The 18390-nt window shown below is 39.2% G+C and carries 14 protein-coding genes; 5 read left to right on the forward strand and 9 right to left on the reverse strand.

From position 1 onward, the window contains the following. Positions 1-102 precede the first annotated feature (102 nt). From C5469_RS11035 to C5469_RS11055, 5 genes are read right to left on the reverse strand one after another with little or no spacing between them, the layout of a single operon-like run. The gene (locus C5469_RS11035) at positions 103-1539 is read right to left on the reverse strand and encodes a carboxypeptidase M32 (RefSeq protein WP_166306139.1); all 1437 of its coding nucleotides are present in this window, start codon (positions 1537-1539) and stop codon (positions 103-105) included. Beyond that, the gene (locus C5469_RS11040; RefSeq protein ID WP_166306142.1) at positions 1536-2414 is read right to left on the reverse strand and encodes a DMT family transporter; all 879 of its coding nucleotides are present in this window, start codon (positions 2412-2414) and stop codon (positions 1536-1538) included. The genes C5469_RS11035 and C5469_RS11040 overlap by 4 nt, the downstream gene beginning before the upstream one ends. Further along, entirely contained in the window at positions 2407-3078 is a 672-nt protein-coding gene (locus C5469_RS11045; RefSeq protein ID WP_166306145.1) for a 2OG-Fe(II) oxygenase family protein, read from the reverse strand. The genes C5469_RS11040 and C5469_RS11045 overlap by 8 nt, the downstream gene beginning before the upstream one ends. Further along, entirely contained in the window at positions 3068-4189 is a 1122-nt protein-coding gene (locus tag C5469_RS11050; protein ID WP_166306148.1) for a HesA/MoeB/ThiF family protein, read from the reverse strand. Before C5469_RS11050 ends, C5469_RS11045 begins: the two co-directional genes overlap by 11 nt. A 46-nt stretch (positions 4190-4235) precedes the next feature. Beyond that, on the reverse strand, positions 4236-4337 hold the full coding sequence (locus C5469_RS11055) for a pantocin A family RiPP (protein WP_071823668.1): 102 nt from the start codon (positions 4335-4337) through the stop codon (positions 4236-4238). 965 nt (positions 4338-5302) lie between these two features. On the opposite strand from C5469_RS11055, the gene C5469_RS11060 reads away from it, so the two are divergent. Then, complete coding sequence (locus C5469_RS11060; RefSeq protein ID WP_166306151.1) at positions 5303-6643, forward strand: MATE family efflux transporter; 1341 nt, start codon at positions 5303-5305, stop codon at positions 6641-6643. Positions 6644-6734: 91 nt separating this feature from the next. Here the strand turns inward: C5469_RS11060 and C5469_RS11065 are convergent, their stop codons facing one another. The 4 genes from C5469_RS11065 to C5469_RS24245 all read right to left on the reverse strand — a co-directional run bounded on the left by C5469_RS11065 (position 6735) and on the right by C5469_RS24245 (position 10458). Continuing rightward, the gene (locus tag C5469_RS11065) at positions 6735-7406 is read right to left on the reverse strand and encodes a DUF799 domain-containing protein (RefSeq protein ID WP_166306154.1); all 672 of its coding nucleotides are present in this window, start codon (positions 7404-7406) and stop codon (positions 6735-6737) included. Further along, positions 7403-7762 carry a DUF4810 domain-containing protein gene (locus C5469_RS11070; RefSeq protein ID WP_166306157.1) on the reverse strand — a complete coding sequence of 120 codons (360 nt, stop codon included), beginning with the start codon at positions 7760-7762 and terminating at the stop codon, positions 7403-7405. The genes C5469_RS11065 and C5469_RS11070 overlap by 4 nt, the downstream gene beginning before the upstream one ends. Before the next feature lie 21 nt (positions 7763-7783). Then, entirely contained in the window at positions 7784-8455 is a 672-nt protein-coding gene (locus tag C5469_RS11075) for a CsgG/HfaB family protein (RefSeq protein ID WP_166306160.1), read from the reverse strand. Between the two features lie 527 nt (positions 8456-8982). Further along, positions 8983-10458, reverse strand: coding sequence for a Fic family protein (locus C5469_RS24245; protein WP_166306163.1), 1476 nt, complete (start codon positions 10456-10458; stop codon positions 8983-8985). 794 nt (positions 10459-11252) lie between these two features. Here C5469_RS24245 and fdnG point away from each other — a divergent pair. From fdnG to C5469_RS11100, 4 genes are all read left to right on the forward strand, one after another. Beyond that, on the forward strand, positions 11253-14300 hold the full coding sequence (gene fdnG / locus C5469_RS11085) for a formate dehydrogenase-N subunit alpha (RefSeq protein WP_166306166.1): 3048 nt from the start codon (positions 11253-11255) through the stop codon (positions 14298-14300). A gap of 18 nt (positions 14301-14318) precedes the next feature. Continuing rightward, positions 14319-15242, forward strand: a complete 924-nt coding sequence (gene fdxH, locus C5469_RS11090) for a formate dehydrogenase subunit beta (RefSeq protein WP_166306169.1) — start codon at positions 14319-14321, stop codon at positions 15240-15242. After that, positions 15239-15883 carry a formate dehydrogenase cytochrome b556 subunit gene (fdoI, locus tag C5469_RS11095; RefSeq protein ID WP_166306172.1) on the forward strand — a complete coding sequence of 215 codons (645 nt, stop codon included), beginning with the start codon at positions 15239-15241 and terminating at the stop codon, positions 15881-15883. The genes fdxH and fdoI overlap by 4 nt, the downstream gene beginning before the upstream one ends. Positions 15884-16422: 539 nt before the next feature. After that, on the forward strand, positions 16423-17745 hold the full coding sequence (locus tag C5469_RS11100; RefSeq protein ID WP_166306175.1) for an SLC5/6 family protein: 1323 nt from the start codon (positions 16423-16425) through the stop codon (positions 17743-17745). Positions 17746-18390 lie beyond the last annotated feature (645 nt).

Below are 18390 nucleotides of genomic sequence, written 5' to 3' on the forward strand. Positions count from 1 at the left end.
CAGACTACCATTTAATGACAGAACCAAAGCATTAATATTCGCTCTATTTTCTGTCATTTCAATAAAATCCTGCCGTCCTGTTATCAACTCTACATTTTCTTATTAAATATTTTCATATTTAGCGATAATCATGTCTCTTGCGTATAATGTAATTATTTTATCTTCTGTGCCAGATTCGATGATATCAACAGGTGAAAAAAAGGCGCCTTTTAACCAAATATTTTTTCTTAGCCAAAGAAGAGTCTCTTCATAGTTTAAATTACCTATTTTTTTATGTATCTGTGATGCATATATATAACCGAGCATATAGCATGGGAAATAACCAAAAAAACCGGCTGCCCAATGGATATCCTGCATACATCCATTTTTATGATCTTTCCCTGAACTTATACCTAATAATTTAAGAGAAAGTTCATCCCATAATTCAGGTATATCATTAACCGCTATATTTTTATTAATCAAATCTTTCTCAATTAAATAACGCAGATAAATATGCTGCAAGTAATGTATTTCATCTGTATTTATCCTGGTTTCATTAGGTTTTAATTTCAGCAAGTGTTTTCTTATACTGCCAGCTGATATATTTAGTCCGTATTTCACTGTTTTTTTTGATAAATAATTAATAAAAGAATCAGAATAACCATAACACATTTCAAAGAATAAACTCTGACTTTCATGTATTCCAATAGAACAAGGATAAGATACAGGCATGCCTAAAAATTCATTAGGAAGATTCCTTTCATATAAAGAATGTCCAAATTCATGTAAAGAAGCATAGATTCCACCCATAAAATTAGAATCTGAATATCTATTCGTGATTCTTATATCATCTCTGGTTCCACCACAAAAAGGATGAGCGCTGACATCTAATCTCCCTCTGGAAAAATCAAATCCTAGTTCAGAAAGCATCTCTTTATTTATCTTTATTTGCGTTCTAATTGGAATTTTCTGATTTATATTCCTATTTAATGAGTTTGATTTAAACCGTTCTGTTAAACCAGGTAGCCATATCTGAATCTCTTCAAAAAGATTATCTAACATATCCGTCTTCATCATTGGCTCATACTCATTCAATAATGATTCATAGGGGCTGACACCTGAAGCTTCAGATAAAATATTGGCTTTCTCTCTTACTAATTCAACTAATTGTGTCAAATCTTTTGAAAACCCCTGCCAATTATTTATTTCTTTATTTTTAACCCATGAATATTCACACTGACAGGTAACCTTCTTTATCTCCTTTACTAATGAAATAGGAAGTAGTCGTTTTTGTTCAATTTCTTTTTTAGCCGAGAGAAGAGCCATTATTGTGATATTATCCAGACTATTATCTAAGAGTGATTTTTCTACGGCATCAAAAATAGCTTGTGATGTCTTTTTTTCATGAATAATTAATTCTGCCTCTGAAAGCGCTTCTGCCCTTGCTAAGAAGCTATTCTCAGGCATCATAGTAGTTTGATCCCAATAACATATATCCATCAAATGTTCGATATTATATATTGAACGATAGTATTCTTTTATATCAGACAATTCCTTCATTTCTTTCTCCCTATAAATGCTATTATGACACTGGAAAATATAAACAACATGCCAATAAACATATTGCTAGTTATTGATTCATTTAGAAAATAATAAGATATCAACACACTAAATATAGGCGATATAAGTGCAGAATAAGCGGTTAACTCTGCTCCACCACGTTCTATCATGTAAAACCATAAAATATAGACAAGAACACCACTCGCTATCCCCATATATAGAATAGGTATAAAAATATGGGTAACTGCCTGAAAAAACTCACCATTAAAGTTAAATATATTAAGGTTTGTAGATAAAAATGGCGTTATAATTATCATTAATAAAAATGAAACAATATTTTGATATAAAACCTTGGAAAATATATCTAACTGAGTAGGTATTTTTTCTGATAAAAAGGTTCCTAATGCCCATACGAAGGCACTGACTAATATGACACACTCACCAAAGCTTATTTCTTTTAAGGATATGAATATCAAAACTCCGGATATACAAAGTATAGACACAGTAATTGATCTAAAACTGATCCTTTTGCTACTTATCATTGTCAGAAAAGAGGTAATAGCAGGCATTGTGTATATAAGCACAGATGCTTTCACAGAATCTGTATATTTTAGTGATATGTTATTTAAAACAGGCACCAAGAAAACATTTAAAATACCCAGTGGTATACAAAATAACAGATCATAAAAACTCGGTTTATTTTTATATAAAATCAAAACCAGAAAGATTAATATTAATACGGATGTAATCGTTGAGTAAAAACGAAAAGGCCATACCCCAATTTGCTCAATAGCTATTTTTGAAATAGGGAATCCGCCTCCCCATAACATTGCTATTAGGATTGCGGAAGAAAGTACTTTTTTATTTCTAGTCATATCTAACCACCAAAGCCATTCTCCTTTTTTTACTCTCAGCGGTCACCATAGATACAAAATGAGGTATTTCCTTTTCACTGGTATCGAAAATCAATGTCGTCAAATTATATGGAACTAACGTATCCGTGATAAATTTACGCTCATTATCCAGAATAACCGTTAATCCTCCATGGTTTGGATTCCAATTATCAGTCAAATTTATTACTATGCCAAAACTTTCTCCCGGGTCACAATGCGTCGTTAAAAAATCTCCTTTATCAAATCTGTTTAAATATAATAAAGCCATTTTCTTTATCTCTCTGCCTGTTATTGATGTAAGAAATGACTTAAATTTTTCGCTATCTACTATGTTTTTTATCTCAGAAAAATAGGTTATTCTTTCACTCCTGTCATTATCAGGAAGTCGCCTGAAAGAGAATGAAAAAATACCATTGTTATAATCTTCAATTGAAATTGATTTTTCCCTTTCAATTTCCTCTATACTATTCTCACTCAAATAAAAATCATACTCTCCATACCTATTCTTTATAATATAAGACCACTCACTGTCACTAATTGAATTAAAATTATCTGAAAAAAAAGCAAACTCAGGAAAAAATTCATCTATTAGAAAACTCACATAGCCTTTATTCTTAAATGCTGAGTGCAGATCTTTAATTTTCATCAAATATGTGCTCCTCTCTGGTTTTAAAATCTCTAAGCGAGATATAAAGCTTTTTACCGACAAGAGCAGGTTCGTCATATCCCGTGATTATTTTTACTACCTGATCAGCAACCAACCCAGACATTGCAGCTAATGATGGTGCACTTTGCCACGCATTAACCTTTCTGTTACCGTCTAAGAATTGTTGTTTCATCCTCGCCTCCTGGAATTTCTTTACATCACTATTTTCACTATAAAATTGCTTTTTAATGCTTTTCTTGGCATCAAAATAAGTCTTCTCTTGCCCATTATTTAAATAAATTGGCCCAACGGATATTTCGAAAGGATCACCTCCCAGTTCTATGACGGGTATATTTTTATTACAAGCCAATTCATGAACTATTCCTTCAACCGTATTTTTCCTGAAATAACCCAGGCTGGCCCATGCAAGTAAGACCAAATCAACACCATCCAACATCTCTTTAAGTCTATTTTCATCTGTTGTAGCAAACTCAAAATATTTTTCTACATTCGTGTATTTATTGTGCCTTTTTATCCCTTCCTCAGCAGCATCGACTTTATTTTTTCCAATATCATCAAAAGTATAAAGAACTTGCCTGTTCAGGTTAGATAATTCAACATCATCACCATCAACAATTCTTAATGTTCCCACACCTGCTAATGCCAATTGTAATGAACACCACGTTCCCCATCCTCCCATACCAAGAACTAAAACTCTGCTTTTTTTTAATTTTTCTTGATATTTTATCGAATTTATATTTTCGTTATCTATTAAAGAATATTGAAGAAGTTGCCTATCGTATAATTCAATTTCTTGAGATGTAAGGACATCGGAAAATATTGCATTATCTTCCACAAGCCCAAATGAATTTAATTTTTCAATAAAATTAACGATTTCATTCTCATTTATTTCATACCCCATATGTGAAATTTCTTTTATTATTCTTGGGATCGTATGAAAACCATCAAGTTTAGATAAAACAACTTTCACCCATTCTGGCGGATTTTTAATTATTCGAGATTTTTTAGGTATTTCACCAATACAAATATCACCATCATCGGAAAGGATGATGTGATGAGAGCGCTTAATTAACGGCTTAGTAATTCTCATATTCATTTCCCACAAAAGCCGCCTAACGGCGGCTTTTGTCTAGTTCTTATTCAAGTTCAATAGATTCTTCTTCAGTGTACATAGCTTTTTCTTCACTGATAGAAGAGATACGTTCTTCGAGTTCTACGAAAGACATTTCTTGATTCATGGTATATACCTCAATTAGATTATTACGTTATGTTTCCCAGAGTTAACCATTTAATTACAATTAGCTAACAAATAAATTAATAATATAAAAATAATTAAAGTCAAGAATTTTTCTTAAACTCTAGAAAAAATATTAAGTCATGATAGTTTCTTTTCAAAAAAACATGATAATTTATAATTAGTTATCTAACACTTAACTCTTTAAATTATCCTAATAATTACAAATGCCAATCATCATGATGGTAAATAGTTTTTCATCTAACATAATCTTATTAAATAAGCTATTCCCATTTAATATTAAAAACAAGATATTAATAATCGAAATATATCTCCTTATGACTTCAATACAGAAATAATAAATCGCTTTATAGCTTTTTTAAAATATATCTGAAACTTACTGCCTATCCTATTAGGTATTTTTTATTTACCCTTCTTTATCATCAAAGATAATCGAACTGGCCGCAACAATTACGCTGATTTTAGGATTGACTTAGTTTAAAAAAACACCCTTAAATACCATTCGAATAAAATTTAATAAAACGGTCAAACATAACAACATCAAAAGAGATAACAAGATAATAATTCAATCGCAGATTGAATAAATCCATCTGACATACATATCCCCAAACATTATAAATTGATTAAAAAAATTATATAAATGATATTTTATAATGAAAAAATTCGACTTCTCTATTAATTGAGACATTCATTTAAGTATTTAACACTATAATATGGAACTAAATATTCAACTATCATCTGACTTAAATCTCCTTGCAAGTAAATAGTGGCGGTATCTCAATCATAAGTATACACATCAGCAAACTGTTTTATGGCTACAAACACATTATCTTTATTCCCTCACTGTTAACCATTGAATAAACCATGTAGAATAGATGAATATTTTCTGAGTACGCCGCATCTCAAGAAACAATTAATTTTACCTTTTTCAATCAGCAGGTTTTTCAAATGCATCAAACCGATGTTACTGAGCGTTCGCTCTTTTCATTAAGCTGGCCGATTTTTATTGATATTCTTCTCCATCTGGTCACTTTATTAATTAACACCTACATGGTGAGCCATGTTTCTACTTCTTACCTAGCCGCTATGGCAGTCGGTAATCAAGTATTTGACCTGTTTATCACTATCTTCAATTTTATCAGCGTCGGTTGCAGTGTCGTTATTGCTCAGTACATTGGTGCCGGCAAACGAGATAAAGCAAGTCAGGCGATCCATATTTCTATTGCATTTAACTTTTTACTTGGGTTCAGTTGTGCACTGATTACTATCTTCTTCGGCTATAAGATCTTGCATATCATGAACATGCCAGAGCATCTAATGAAAGATGGTTTTAGCTATCTGCACATTCTGGGTATTTGTCTGATCCCTGAAGCGATCTCGATTATTCTGGCAGCTTGTCTGCGCGTTTATGGGAAATCCAAAGCAGCAATGTATGTCACGTTAATTGCTAACTTGCTGACTATACTGGGTAATATGATTGTCCTGTATGGCTTCTTCGGGTTGCCTAAATATGGTCTGGAAGGTGTCGCCTGGTCTACGGTTTTTGGCCGGATTGTTGCTGTAATCCTGTTATTCTGTCTGCTCAGTTACGGCCTGCGGATTAAATTTACGCTGTCGGGTTTCCTGCTCTGGTCAAAGGGTATGTTGGGCAAAATCTTACATATCGGTTTACCCGCTGCGGGGGAAAACGTAGTGTGGATCTTACAATATATGGCTGCCATAGCCTTTATTGGCTTGATGGGTGAAACCGCACTGGCAGCCCAAACGCTCTACTTCCAGCTATCGCTGTTTGTTATGTTGTTTGGTATCTCCATCAGCATTGGTAATGAAATCATGGTCGGCCATCTGGTCGGTGCCAAACGGTTTGAAGACGCTTATATTCGTGGCTTCAACAGCCTGAAAATTGGCTGTATCGTGACCGTTGGTGTTGTCACCGCTTTCTGGCTGTTCAGAATACCGATCTTGCATTTTCTAACGCAAGACAAATCCATTATCAAACTTTTATTGCCATTATTCTTACTGTCTGTATTTATGGAACCTATCCGTACTGCAAATATCGTTATGGTGAACGCATTGCGCGCATCCGGTGATGCCCGTTTCCCGTTATATACTGCCATGTTCTTTATGTGGTGTGTTGCTATTCCGGTGGGATATTTTCTTGGGATCAAGATGGAAATGGGTATTTTAGGTATTTGGATCGGTTTCTTCTGTGATGAATGGCTCCGTGGGCTCATTAATACATGGCGTTGGAAATCTAAGAAATGGCAAACCAAACGATTAGATATTTAATCAATAATCACTAATCATCAAAAAACAATAAAAAAATAATGGTGATAAGAAGCAGGATGTTGCTAACTGCTCATTATCACCATTCATACATTTAATTAGCGGTTAAATGCTTTTCTTTACCGTAATGTTCAGAATGTGGTCCATAGAGTAGACCTCGGTTACCACCCGCTGTCAGTAGGCGATAACTTGTAATACCCGCAATTTCATGACCTTTATCTGTAATGGTATTCGCGATTTGTGAAATTACCGCTGACACTAATATTCCAACAAGACTACTATTTGAATTGTTTTGATTTTCAGTCGATGAAGCGACAGCCCGGCCACTCCACAGTTGCTTGCCACTACGCAGGTCCACCAACCTGGCTGAAGCGGTTACCCGGGTATCACTGTTAATAATCTGATATTGCGTACCGTATTCTTCAATATCCAGATAGAGCGCTGAATCTGCACCAAAAATTTCATGCAGTTTTTTATAACTGATATTTTGAGCATCCTGCCCCACTGTCACGCCATTTTGCTGCAATGTTTCTTCCACAACAGCAACCGGTAAAACATAGTAGCCAGATTCTGCCAGTGGATAAGTCACTTGAGAAATCAGGCTGTGTCCTGCCTTAACTTCCAGAGATTTATTTACCGCCGGCAACACCAGAATGGATTTTGGTTTGCTCTCTTTAAATGCAGTGTAATCATAAGGGACAGATTTACTACACCCTGTTAGCACAAATGCAGCCAATAAACTTAACGCCACAAGAATACGGTTCATTGCATAGGTCCTTTATTTTTACTTAATAAGAAGTCCATAAACGGCGCTGATTCAGGAAACAATTTTTTCTCTGCTTCAAACTGATGAAACGCGTCCGAAACACGACCGGTCTTGCTATAGAGCAGCCCCATCTGCGCATGCAACCCAGGTGGTACAGGTTTAGCTTTCGCTTTTGCTTTTTCAATCACTTGCTGCAAAGCCTGGAGCTGCTCCTCAAATCCCATCTTATCCTGCTGATAATACTGATAAATTGTAGGTTCGTATTGACCCCACTCATAAATCGTTTTTGGTTGATTGACACAACCCGCCAGGACCGTCGCTGCCAGTAATAAGCCCGCTTTTTTCATTAATACCATGAGAATATATCCCTATATTTCTTAGTTAGATGGCTTCCATGCACCGGTTTCAATACTTTCAACCAAGCGGTTCACCGCTTCACGAATTGCCAGATCCAGCACTTTACCATTTAGCGTAGAATCATAGCTGGCAGTACCACCGAAACCGATAATTTCACGGTTGGATAATTTATATTCACCTGCACCCGCTACAGAGAAAACTACTTCGGAAGTTTCCACATTAACCACATTCAGCATGACTTTTGAATAAGCCACTTGGGATTTACCCCGTCCGAGCAGGCCCCATAACTGATGATCACCAACTTCTTTGCGGCCAAATTCAGTCACATCGCCGGTAATAACGTAGTTAGCCCCTTTCAGCTTCTGCGACTTGCCTTGTAAGCCCGCTTCAGCTCTCAATTCCGCCATATTGGTACGTTCCAGAACCGTAAAGCGTCCGGTCTGCTGTAAATGCGTGATTAAAATCGTTTTAGATTGATTACCCAGACGATCAACGCCATCAGAAAAAATCCCGTTTTGATAACTGGAACGATTTTCAAACTTACCAATAGCTATTGGGCTACGAACGCCTTGATATACCGTGTTATAAGAATTAACTTTCTGTACCTGAACGGTATTGGAAGATTCAGTTGCACATCCGGTTAATATTGCTGAAGCCAAACAAATTGAAGATAAAACCAATTTACCTTGCATAAAAACCTATTCCTGCATAAAAAATTATTCGTTTACCTGCCTGATCTCAACGATAAGATGCAAAAACTGGCAGATAACATTTCCACTAAAATTCGTTTACATCAGAAATTATTATGAATAAGCCTGTGTTATGTGACCAGCACTTTATGCCAAAACAGTAAAAAAACATCTGTTATATCACATCCGTATTAATTACTTTTATTCACCTAGTGTATAAAGTCACATTAACTTAAATTGGCATTTAAATATTTCATCAATGTTTATATCGTTAATTAAAATTTTCGCATCCAATGCCATAAGTATCTGTTTATTAATGAATAAATATCATTCAAAAATAACCAGTTAATTAAGTCAAACACGTAAAAAAGCATTTTTCAACATGTAATAACATAATCGAGACAAATATGAATAAAGGAAAATCGTTATCCAATTTGATTTCACTATCTCCACTTATGAAAAATCGCCAGAGGCTTAGAATTTTTTTAAACTTCCTTTCTCTCCGCCGTCTAATACATTATTTTTGCTAGTTACCCGGCTACCTCTTGCATAGATTGCTTCACGAATTCCGCAAATGGCTTTGCATTCTTTCCTACCGAGGCCGATTCCAATGCCGATAGATACTGAGTTCTATTTTTAAGCTTAATCACCGTCCAGGGGTATCCACCGATTACCAGCAAGAAATTCATTAAGAATCTGGCAGTACGGCCATTACCATCAGGGAACGGGTGAATATAACCCAGAAAAAGATGGCCCAAGATAGCCTTTACCACAAAATACTCTTCATTCGCGATCAACTCTTTCAGTGCTTCCATACAGTCCATCAGCTGCTCACTGGCTGGCGGTACATGCATTGAAGTACGGATATAGATCGGTCCTTTGCGGAATCCTGCTAAATCCAATCTGTTGATAATTCCAGCATCCACACAGGGGTTAAACAATGCCGTGAACCAGTCAGTCAAGCCAACATCGACCAGATAGCGGATGTCCAGGCTCTCTCTATCCCCATGAGCCTCACGTAGCAGCTCCTTAACCTTATTAAACGCATCATAATAACCTCTGGCAGCCAGTGCGTCCTTTTGCTCCTTATCCCTTTGAATTGTATCTGGCGACCAGTCACCATGAGATAAACGCTCAATTAACTCTGGCGTAACCTTATAACCTTCAATAGATAACGAGTTGTAGGCATCACTCACGTAGAGACTGCTCATCATCGCATGTATCTCTTCGATTGAGCGTTCAAAGAAGTCAAAACGGGGTGGGAAGTCATCAAACACTTCAATGACGTCCTGTCTCATCTCCTGCCACAAAATCCGCACACGAACTGCGCCTGGAGATTCTCCTCGACTAGCACCTACAATTATCGGAGCATGGTCAAATGGGTTAACCCGCTTAACGCCTTCAAAACCGGCCCCCTCCATGATGGTTTGTAATTTCCGGCTTTCGGCTTTCATCTTTAACTGTTCATAAGCGCCAATTAACCGGTTTCCCGATGCAAGGTTCTTGGTGGTCAGCAACGCCTCTGAAAGCAAACTCAGATCAGCATTTTGGAGAGCCAACTGAATATTTAAGGGGTTAGCTCTGAAGGTTTGTGGACCAGTTTCAACTAGTGCACTTTCCAATGAATGAGCATTAATACCATTCACCTTGACAGTCTTACAGGGCATTTTTCCCTTGATGATCATCATGCTCATGTTATTAGTCAAGTTAAGCACGCGCGGCGTCGTATCTGTGGTGTAGACAATCACTTGGTTTGGTAAGGCGTTGTTTGCCGTATGTAAGTCGAGAGAAGCTTCTGGACTCAGCCAATAATCATCCCCGAAGATGCTTTCAACGTACTGCCCTACAAACGACCAGATGGATTCATACCAAAGTACTGAATCGCCAACTTTTTCAGTCGTGAGGTCCGCATCGAGGAGATACCATCCCCTGATAATTTGCTTGAAATAGCCTTTCTTGACGAGAAGAGTACGTTGCTTATCAGTGATTGATTTGGAGCTGAGCACATTGCCTACAGCTGCATCACTCGCAGCTTTCAGGGCTTCTGCTAACCTTTCGTTTCCAGTTTTTGCCATATTTCCCCCGTCAGATAATCAATAATTAGTTTTTATGAGAATGCAAAATTAGTTTTTACGCGATTATATTTATAGCTTTTACGCTCTTGCATTTCTAGCTTTTATGAACTTGCATTTCTATCTGTTGCGACAACCTCAAGTAAACAAAGGATTTATTGAGTATACGGGTAACCGAACTGATGAAAGTATCCGATCAGAATTTGCAAAGGATGTGCGCTGAACGCGAGCTTCCGATCAAGAGATAGAATAGATAAGAAATCGGGGGCTATTTTGCCATTTCATATCAATCAGTCAGCTTATTAATATCTATCCTGAACGAAATCAACGAATAATTTTGAATATTACAAATACGGGCACAAATAAATTATCGCGGTTTAATTTCTGCCAAATCAAATATTAATTAAGGAAAAATTAATCCGATGCAAATATATCACCATCTTATTATCAATTATTCCATAACATAATAATAAAAAAATTTTAATATCATTTTTGATTTTGAAACAAAATTACCCATATTTAGCAACAAAATACTCTTTATGATAATATGGATAATAATAACCTCAGGTAGTTTATAACTCATCAATGCAGTGGGTTCTCCTGATACCCAGGAATGTTTTGAATGAAAAACGAGCCGGGCTATGAAAACAATTTCGCCTTATTCCTCAAGGTGTTATTGCATCAAAAGTAAAGCAATGTCGTCATTCAAAAAATAAAGGAGAAGACCGATGCAGGTCAGCAGAAGAAGTTTCTTCAAGATCTGCGCAGGTGGTATGGCGGGAACAACAGCCGCCGCGCTGGGATTTGCTCCATCCATTGCGCTGGCTGAAACTCGCCAGTACAAACTACTGCGCTCACGTGAAATTCGTAATAACTGCACTTATTGCTCTGTTGGCTGTGGCATTCTAATGTACAGCCTGGGTGATGGTGCAAAAAACGCCAAAGAAAGCATTTTTCACATCGAAGGTGATCCGGATCACCCCGTCAGCCGTGGCTCTCTGTGTCCGAAAGGTGCCGGGGTGCTTGACTATATTCGCAGTAAAAACCGCCTGCAATACCCTGAATACCGTGCTCCAGGTTCTGATAAATGGCAACGTATCAGTTGGGATGAAGCCATTGAACAAATTGCTCGTCTGATGAAAGATGACCGTGACGCCAATTTTGTTGAGAAAAACGAAAATAATGTCACCGTCAACCGCTGGCTGACAACCGGTATGCTCTGCTCCTCTGCCGCCAGCAATGAAACCGGTATTCTCGATCAGAAATTCACCCGCGCGATGGGCATGATCGCCATTGATTGTCAGGCACGTCTTTGCCATGGCCCGACGGTATCTGCGCTAGCGCCAACATTTGGCCGTGGTGCCATGACCAATAACTGGGTCGATATTAAAAACGCTAATGTTGTCCTGATCATGGGCGGAAACGCGGCTGAAGCGCATCCAGTCGGGTTCAAGTGGGTTATTGAAGCTAAAATTAAAAACAACGCCCAAGTGATTGTGGTTGATCCACGTTTCAATCGCAGCGCTGCGGTAGCGGATTTCTACGCGCCAATTCGTGCCGGTTCAGATACCGCTTTCTTACTGGGCATGATCCGCTATTTGATAGAGAATAATGCTATCCAATCTGAGTATGTTAAAGCTTACACCAACGCCGGTTTAATCGTTCGTCAAGATTATCAATTCGAAGATGGCCTATTCAGTGGCTTTGATCAAGCCACCAAAAGCTATGACAAATCCTCATGGCATTACGAAACCGATGAGCAAGGCTATGCAAAACGAGATGACACACTGTCTCATCCACGCTGTGTATGGAACTTACTAAGAAATCACGTTGAACGTTATACCCCAGAACAGGTTTCCAGCCTATGTGGGACTTCAAAAAAAGATTTCCTCTACATCTGTTCCCAACTGGCAAGTACCGCAGTCACCAACCGTACCGCAACCATTCTCTACGCACTCGGCTGGACTCACCATACTGGCGGTGCTCAAATTATCCGCGCAGCTGCTATGGTGCAATTACTGTTAGGTAACGTGGGCATGCCGGGCGGCGGTGTTAACGCATTACGTGGTCACTCCAATATTCAGGGCTACAGTGACCTTGGTTTATTGTCTCTTAACTTGCCCGGCTATCTGCCTTTACCAAATGAAAAACAGGAGAATCTCACAACCTATCTGGCGCAAACAACGCCGAAAACCATTGTGCCAAACCAAGTTAATTACTGGAAAAATACACCGAATTTCTTTATCAGTTTGTTGAAAAGCTTCTGGGGGGAGCACGCCACAGCAGAAAATGACTGGGGTTATGACTGGCTGCCAAAATGGGACAGAAGCTACGATATCATGACACAAGCTGAGTTAATGGCTCAGGGTAAAATGAATGGCTACATTGTCCAAGGCTTTAACCCGCTAGCGGCATTTCCGGATAAAAACAAGTCCAGTAAGGCACTATCAAAACTGAAATATCTGGTAGTGATCGATCCGTTGGTCACGGAGTCATCTAACTTCTGGCAGAATCACGGCGAAATGAATGATGTCAATCCGGCTGATATTCAGACCGAAGTTTTCCGTCTGCCCTCCTCCTGTTTTGCAGAAGAAAACGGATCAATTGCTAACTCAGGTCGCTGGCTACAATGGCACTGGGCAGGAGCACAACCACCGGGAGAAGCGCTGCACGACGGTAAAATTCTTGGCAAGTTGTTGCTACGTCTGCGTGAATTTTACCAAGCAGAAGGTGGCGCTTACCCTGAACCTATCATGAATCTGTCATGGGATTATCAAGATCCTGAAGATCCAAAACCAGAAGAAGTTGCCCGTGAAGCCAATGGTAAAACCTTAGCCGATATTAAAGATGAAAACGGCAATATCATGCTGAAAAAAGGCCAGCAACTTTCCAGTTTCTCTCAACTAAAAAATGATGGCACCACAGCCAGCTTCTGCTGGGTCTACACTGGTTGCTGGACCGAAGAAGGCAACCAAATGGCACGCCGCGATAATTCAGATCCCTCCGGGCTGGGTTGTACTCCGGGTTGGGCCTGGGCATGGCCGCAAAACCGCAGAGTGCTCTACAATCGTGCATCGGTTGATCCACAAGGCAAACCGTGGGACCCAAACCGTCAGTTAATCAAATGGGATGGTAATAAATGGAGTGGCTTTGACGTTGTTGATTACAGCAATGCCGCACCGGGAACTCATGTCGGCCCGTTTATCATGCATCCAGAAGGGGTCGCTCGTTTATTCTCCATTGACAAAATGGCTGATGGCCCTTTTCCTGAACATTACGAACCCATTGAATCACCTATCGGCACAAATCCACTTCATCCAAATGTTATCTCTAACCCAGTTGCGCGGATCTTTGATTCTGATGTCGCTTATATGGGAGAAGCCAATGAATTTCCTTATGTTGCAACTACTTATTCCATTACCGAATTGTTCCGTCACTGGACAAAACATGCCCAGCTTAATGCCGTAGTTCAGCCAGAACAGTTTATTGAAATCGGTGAAAAGCTGGCGGCAGAAAAAGGCATTATTCAGGGTGATGAAGTCAAAGTGTCTTCCAAACGCGGTTTTATCAAAGCCAAAGCCGTTGTCACCAAGCGAATTCAGCAACTGACCATTAACGGTAAGCCAGTTGAAACCATTGGTATTCCTTGCCACTGGGGTTTTGCCGGGGCAACCCGCAAAGGTTTTCTAGCCAATACGCTTACACCTTCCGTGGGTGATGCCAATGCACATACACCGGAATACAAAGCGTTTTTAGTGAATGTGGAAAAGGTATAACAGGAGCGAAAATTAACCATGCAATCTCAAGACATTATTCGTAAATCCGCCACCCATTCCTTTACTCCGGCCCCTCGTGTCCGCGATCATCAGGAACAAGTGGCAAAACTGATCGATGTCACCACCTGCATTGGCTGTAAAGCCTGTCAGGTGGCCTGTTCAGAATGGAACGATATCCGTGATGAAGTGGGTTTTAACGTCGGTGTTTATGATAATCCTACTGATCTGACGGCTAAATCCTGGACCGTGATGCGCTTCTCCGAAGTAGAAGAACACGGCAAACTGGAATGGCTGATCCGTAAAGATGGCTGTATGCACTGCGCTGATCCGGGTTGTTTAAAAGCCTGCCCGTCAGAAGGTGCTATTATTCAATATGCTAACGGCATTGTGGATTTCCAATCAGAGCACTGTATTGGCTGTGGTTATTGTATCGCAGGCTGTCCGTTCAACGTGCCGCGAATCAATAAAGAGGATAACCGAGCGTACAAATGTACCTTATGTGTTGACCGGGTTGGTGTTGGTCAGGAACCTGCCTGTGTGAAAACCTGTCCAACTGGGGCCATCCATTTTGGCACTAAAGAAGATATGAAAAATCTGGCGTCCGAACGGGTTACTGAGTTGAAAGGTCGTGGTTATCAAAATGCAGGTTTATACGATCCTGCTGGCGTTGGTGGAACGCATGTGATGTATGTTTTACATCATGCAGATAAACCACAGCTTTATCACGGCCTGCCTGATAATCCAACCATCAGCCCAACCGTGACTTTCTGGAAAGGAATCTGGAAACCACTGGCCGCCGTGGGTTTTGCCGCCACCTTCGCCGCCAGCATTTTCCACTATGTTGGTATTGGCCCAAACCGCACCAGCGAAGAAGACGAAGAACGTGCTCGTCAGGATGATGAAGTGTCTGAGAAATACACTCATGGGGAGGAACAGAGATGAAAAAGAGGCAGAATGTTATTCTCCGCCACTCACCCATTGAGCGAGTGAATCACTGGGCGGTAGTGCTCTGTTTTCTATTTACTGGGATCAGTGGGTTAGGATTCTTTTTCCCATCTTTTAACTGGTTGATGAATATCTTCGGTACGCCCCAGTTAGCTCGGATACTGCATCCGTTCATCGGCTCAGTCATGTTTTTCTTATTTACCTTTATGTTTTTCAGATACTTCAAACATAACTTTATCGACAAAGAGGATATTGTTTGGCTGAAAAACATCCATAAAGTCCTAAGAAACCAAGAAGCCGGTGATATCGGTCAGTACAATCTGGGTCAGAAAGGGATCTACTGGTCTATTAGCATCTGCCTAATCTTACTGGCAATTAGCGGAGTGATTATCTGGCGTCCCTACTTTACTGATTTCTTCTCTATCCCGGTGATCCGGCTTGCGCTTCTGGTACACTCTCTGGCTGGCGTTGGCCTGATCCTGCTTATTCTGATACATGCCTATGCTGCGTTTTGGGTGAAAGGCTCTATCAGGGCAATGGTTGAAGGCTGGGTAACTCGCGGCTGGGCGAAAAAACATCATCCTCGCTGGTATAGAGAAATCCGTCAGAAAGAACAACAGGAAGAGAAAAATCCTTAACGCATGTTCCTGCTGAATTTACCTGAACCATGCTATTTGAATAACCAATAGCGATATTCCAGCATGGTTCTTTTATCTGTAAAGAAAAAGGTAGTGAAAAGCTTCAATATTTTACATTTAATCAATATAAATAATTATTTTATTCTGTTATATTCCTGTCTCGCCTATTTAATGTAATAACTTCACCATTATTCTTTTACAATTGCTTGTTTTTTTCACTTAAATTTTCCTTTTCGCTGTTTATCAGACAATGAAAAGAAATGAAAATCAATTAATTACAGTACTTCACTATGCAATATATGCTATTAAAAAACGATTTCTATTTTCCGCACATAGCTGGTCAATTACTCTGTAAAGGTAAAATTATTTCCATCTATCTTCTTAACAATGCCAAATAAGAAAGAGATTTATCTGCATAGTGGACTACCATCCATATATAATGAAAAACCTGCAAAAAATAAGGTTGCTGCATCACATCGTGCAGCATCTCTTCCCCATAACACCTACATTTTTAACGGAAATAATAAGCGAGAGCCATTATGGAAACGGCAAAAAATAATCATGCCATTATCTCAGATTCTCCCGCAGCAAAGCGGGCAAACATGACCGAAAGTGAATGGCGAACAGCCATCAAGTTCGACAATATTGATGTTGGCTGGGTCATTATGAGCATCGGTATGGCAATTGGTGCAGGTATTGTGTTCCTGCCAGTTCAAGTCGGTTTGATGGGATTATGGGTTTTCCTGTTGTCATCAGTGATTGGTTATCCGGCAATGTATCTGTTCCAACGGCTGTTTATCAATACGCTGGCGGAATCCCCTGAATGTAAAGATTATCCTAGTGTTATCAGTGGTTATCTCGGTAAAAACTGGGGTATTCTGCTAGGCGCACTCTACTTCGTGATGTTGGTGATTTGGATGTTCGTTTACTCAACAGCCATCACCAATGACAGCGCTTCCTATCTACAGACTTTTGGTGTCACGGAAGGTTTGTTGTCTGACAACCCACTCTACGGGCTGGTATTGATTTGTATTCTGGTCGCACTCTCATCCCTTGGTGAACGACTGCTGTTCAAATTATCCAGCGTTATGGTGCTGTCCAAACTATTTGTAGTCGCGGCGTTGGGCTTATCCATGATCGGTATGTGGCACTTATATAATGTCGGCGCGCTGCCACCGCCAGGAACGCTGATAAAACAGGCGATCATTACACTGCCATTTACCCTGACTTCCATTCTGTTTATTCAGACCTTAAGCCCAATGGTTATCTCTTACCGCCATCACGAGAAAAATCATGAAGTCGCCCGTTACAAGGCATTAAGAGCGATGAATATCGCCTTTGGCGTCCTGTTCTGTACGGTCTTCTTCTATGCAGTTTCATTCACCTTAGCAATGGGACATGATGAAGCCGTTCAAGCTTATGAGCAAAATATCTCCGCTCTGGCGATTGCCGCAAAATTCCTCCCCGGTGGCTGGGTAACGGTTATCAGTGTCTTATTGAACATCTTTGCGGTGATGACCGCCTTCTTTGGTGTCTACCTTGGTTTCCGCGAAGCGACCCAAGGCATCGTTATGAATATTCTGGCACGTCTCATGCCGACAGAAAAAATCAATGAAAACTGGGTACAAAAAGGCATCATGGTTTTCGCTATTCTGCTGGCTTGGGGAGCAATCATCCTCAATGCACCGGTACTGAGTTTTACCTCCATCTGTAGCCCAATCTTCGGTATGGTCGGTTGCTTGATCCCGGCTTATTTGGTCTACAAAGTGCCAATGTTGCATAAATATAAAGGTGTTTCTCTGATCCTGATTATTTTCACCGGATTCCTATTATGCATCTCACCATTGCTGGCATTTTCCTGAATTGAAATAAAGATATTGATTAAGCAAAGCGCAGTCTGATAACAAGCTGCGCTTTCTAAACTTAACCCATTATTGAATTTTCATATTTATATTTCAGTTAAAAATAAGGATCAATCCTAAATTGGTTTGATTGCGATTATTTAACTTCCTGTCGATATTTTCAGCGCCTTATGCCATAGGGCTTGAAAGATAACGGGTATAACTAATACTTTACGTGATGAGTATTTTATCAATACGGAAGCATCTGTATTTTAAAGATGCATCTATCATCAGGAATTAAAATATCCGCAAAGCCGTTATAAAGGAAATTTAGATAAATGCATAAAAATATCATTTATCCAAAAAACCTTTATAAACTAAAAACGCTCTAATTTTATCGTGGAATTTTAGCAATATTAAACCAACACATAAAATAACAACCATTGTCACATTAAAGATTATCAACCTGTTAATTGATGAAAAAATAAAGAAAGAAAAACAGAAGAAAAAAATAGAAACGCCAATAAAAAAACCAATAATTGTCTCTATAAATTCAAAAATTAAGTTAATAAGATACTTCATTTTTTCATTCACCTACGTTCTCGATAAATCTTTCAGTTATATCATTAATCGTACACACACTGACAGCCTTACAAGAAGCCAAGG

Origin of the sequence: Photorhabdus cinerea (genome assembly GCF_011189575.1) — a bacterium.
GTDB lineage: Bacteria > Pseudomonadota > Gammaproteobacteria > Enterobacterales > Enterobacteriaceae > Photorhabdus > Photorhabdus cinerea.

Excerpts from the sequence above, each read along its gene's own strand:
- C5469_RS11035 (WP_166306139.1), bottom strand. The coding sequence starts at position 1,539 with ATGAAGGAATTGTCTGATATAAAAGAATACTATCGTTCAATATATAAT.
- C5469_RS11060 (WP_166306151.1), top strand. The coding sequence starts at position 5,303 with ATGCATCAAACCGATGTTACTGAGCGTTCGCTCTTTTCATTAAGCTGG.
- C5469_RS11040 (WP_166306142.1), bottom strand. The coding sequence starts at position 2,414 with ATGACTAGAAATAAAAAAGTACTTTCTTCCGCAATCCTAATAGCAATG.
- fdxH (WP_166306169.1), top strand. The coding sequence starts at position 14,319 with ATGCAATCTCAAGACATTATTCGTAAATCCGCCACCCATTCCTTTACT.
- fdnG (WP_166306166.1), top strand. The coding sequence starts at position 11,253 with ATGCAGGTCAGCAGAAGAAGTTTCTTCAAGATCTGCGCAGGTGGTATG.
- C5469_RS11065 (WP_166306154.1), bottom strand. The coding sequence starts at position 7,406 with ATGAACCGTATTCTTGTGGCGTTAAGTTTATTGGCTGCATTTGTGCTA.
- C5469_RS11050 (WP_166306148.1), bottom strand. The coding sequence starts at position 4,189 with ATGAGAATTACTAAGCCGTTAATTAAGCGCTCTCATCACATCATCCTT.
- C5469_RS11075 (WP_166306160.1), bottom strand. The coding sequence starts at position 8,455 with ATGCAAGGTAAATTGGTTTTATCTTCAATTTGTTTGGCTTCAGCAATA.
- C5469_RS11045 (WP_166306145.1), bottom strand. The coding sequence starts at position 3,078 with ATGAAAATTAAAGATCTGCACTCAGCATTTAAGAATAAAGGCTATGTG.
- C5469_RS11070 (WP_166306157.1), bottom strand. The coding sequence starts at position 7,762 with ATGGTATTAATGAAAAAAGCGGGCTTATTACTGGCAGCGACGGTCCTG.
- C5469_RS11100 (WP_166306175.1), top strand. The coding sequence starts at position 16,423 with ATGGAAACGGCAAAAAATAATCATGCCATTATCTCAGATTCTCCCGCA.
- fdoI (WP_166306172.1), top strand. The coding sequence starts at position 15,239 with ATGAAAAAGAGGCAGAATGTTATTCTCCGCCACTCACCCATTGAGCGA.
- C5469_RS11055 (WP_071823668.1), bottom strand. The coding sequence starts at position 4,337 with ATGAATCAAGAAATGTCTTTCGTAGAACTCGAAGAACGTATCTCTTCT.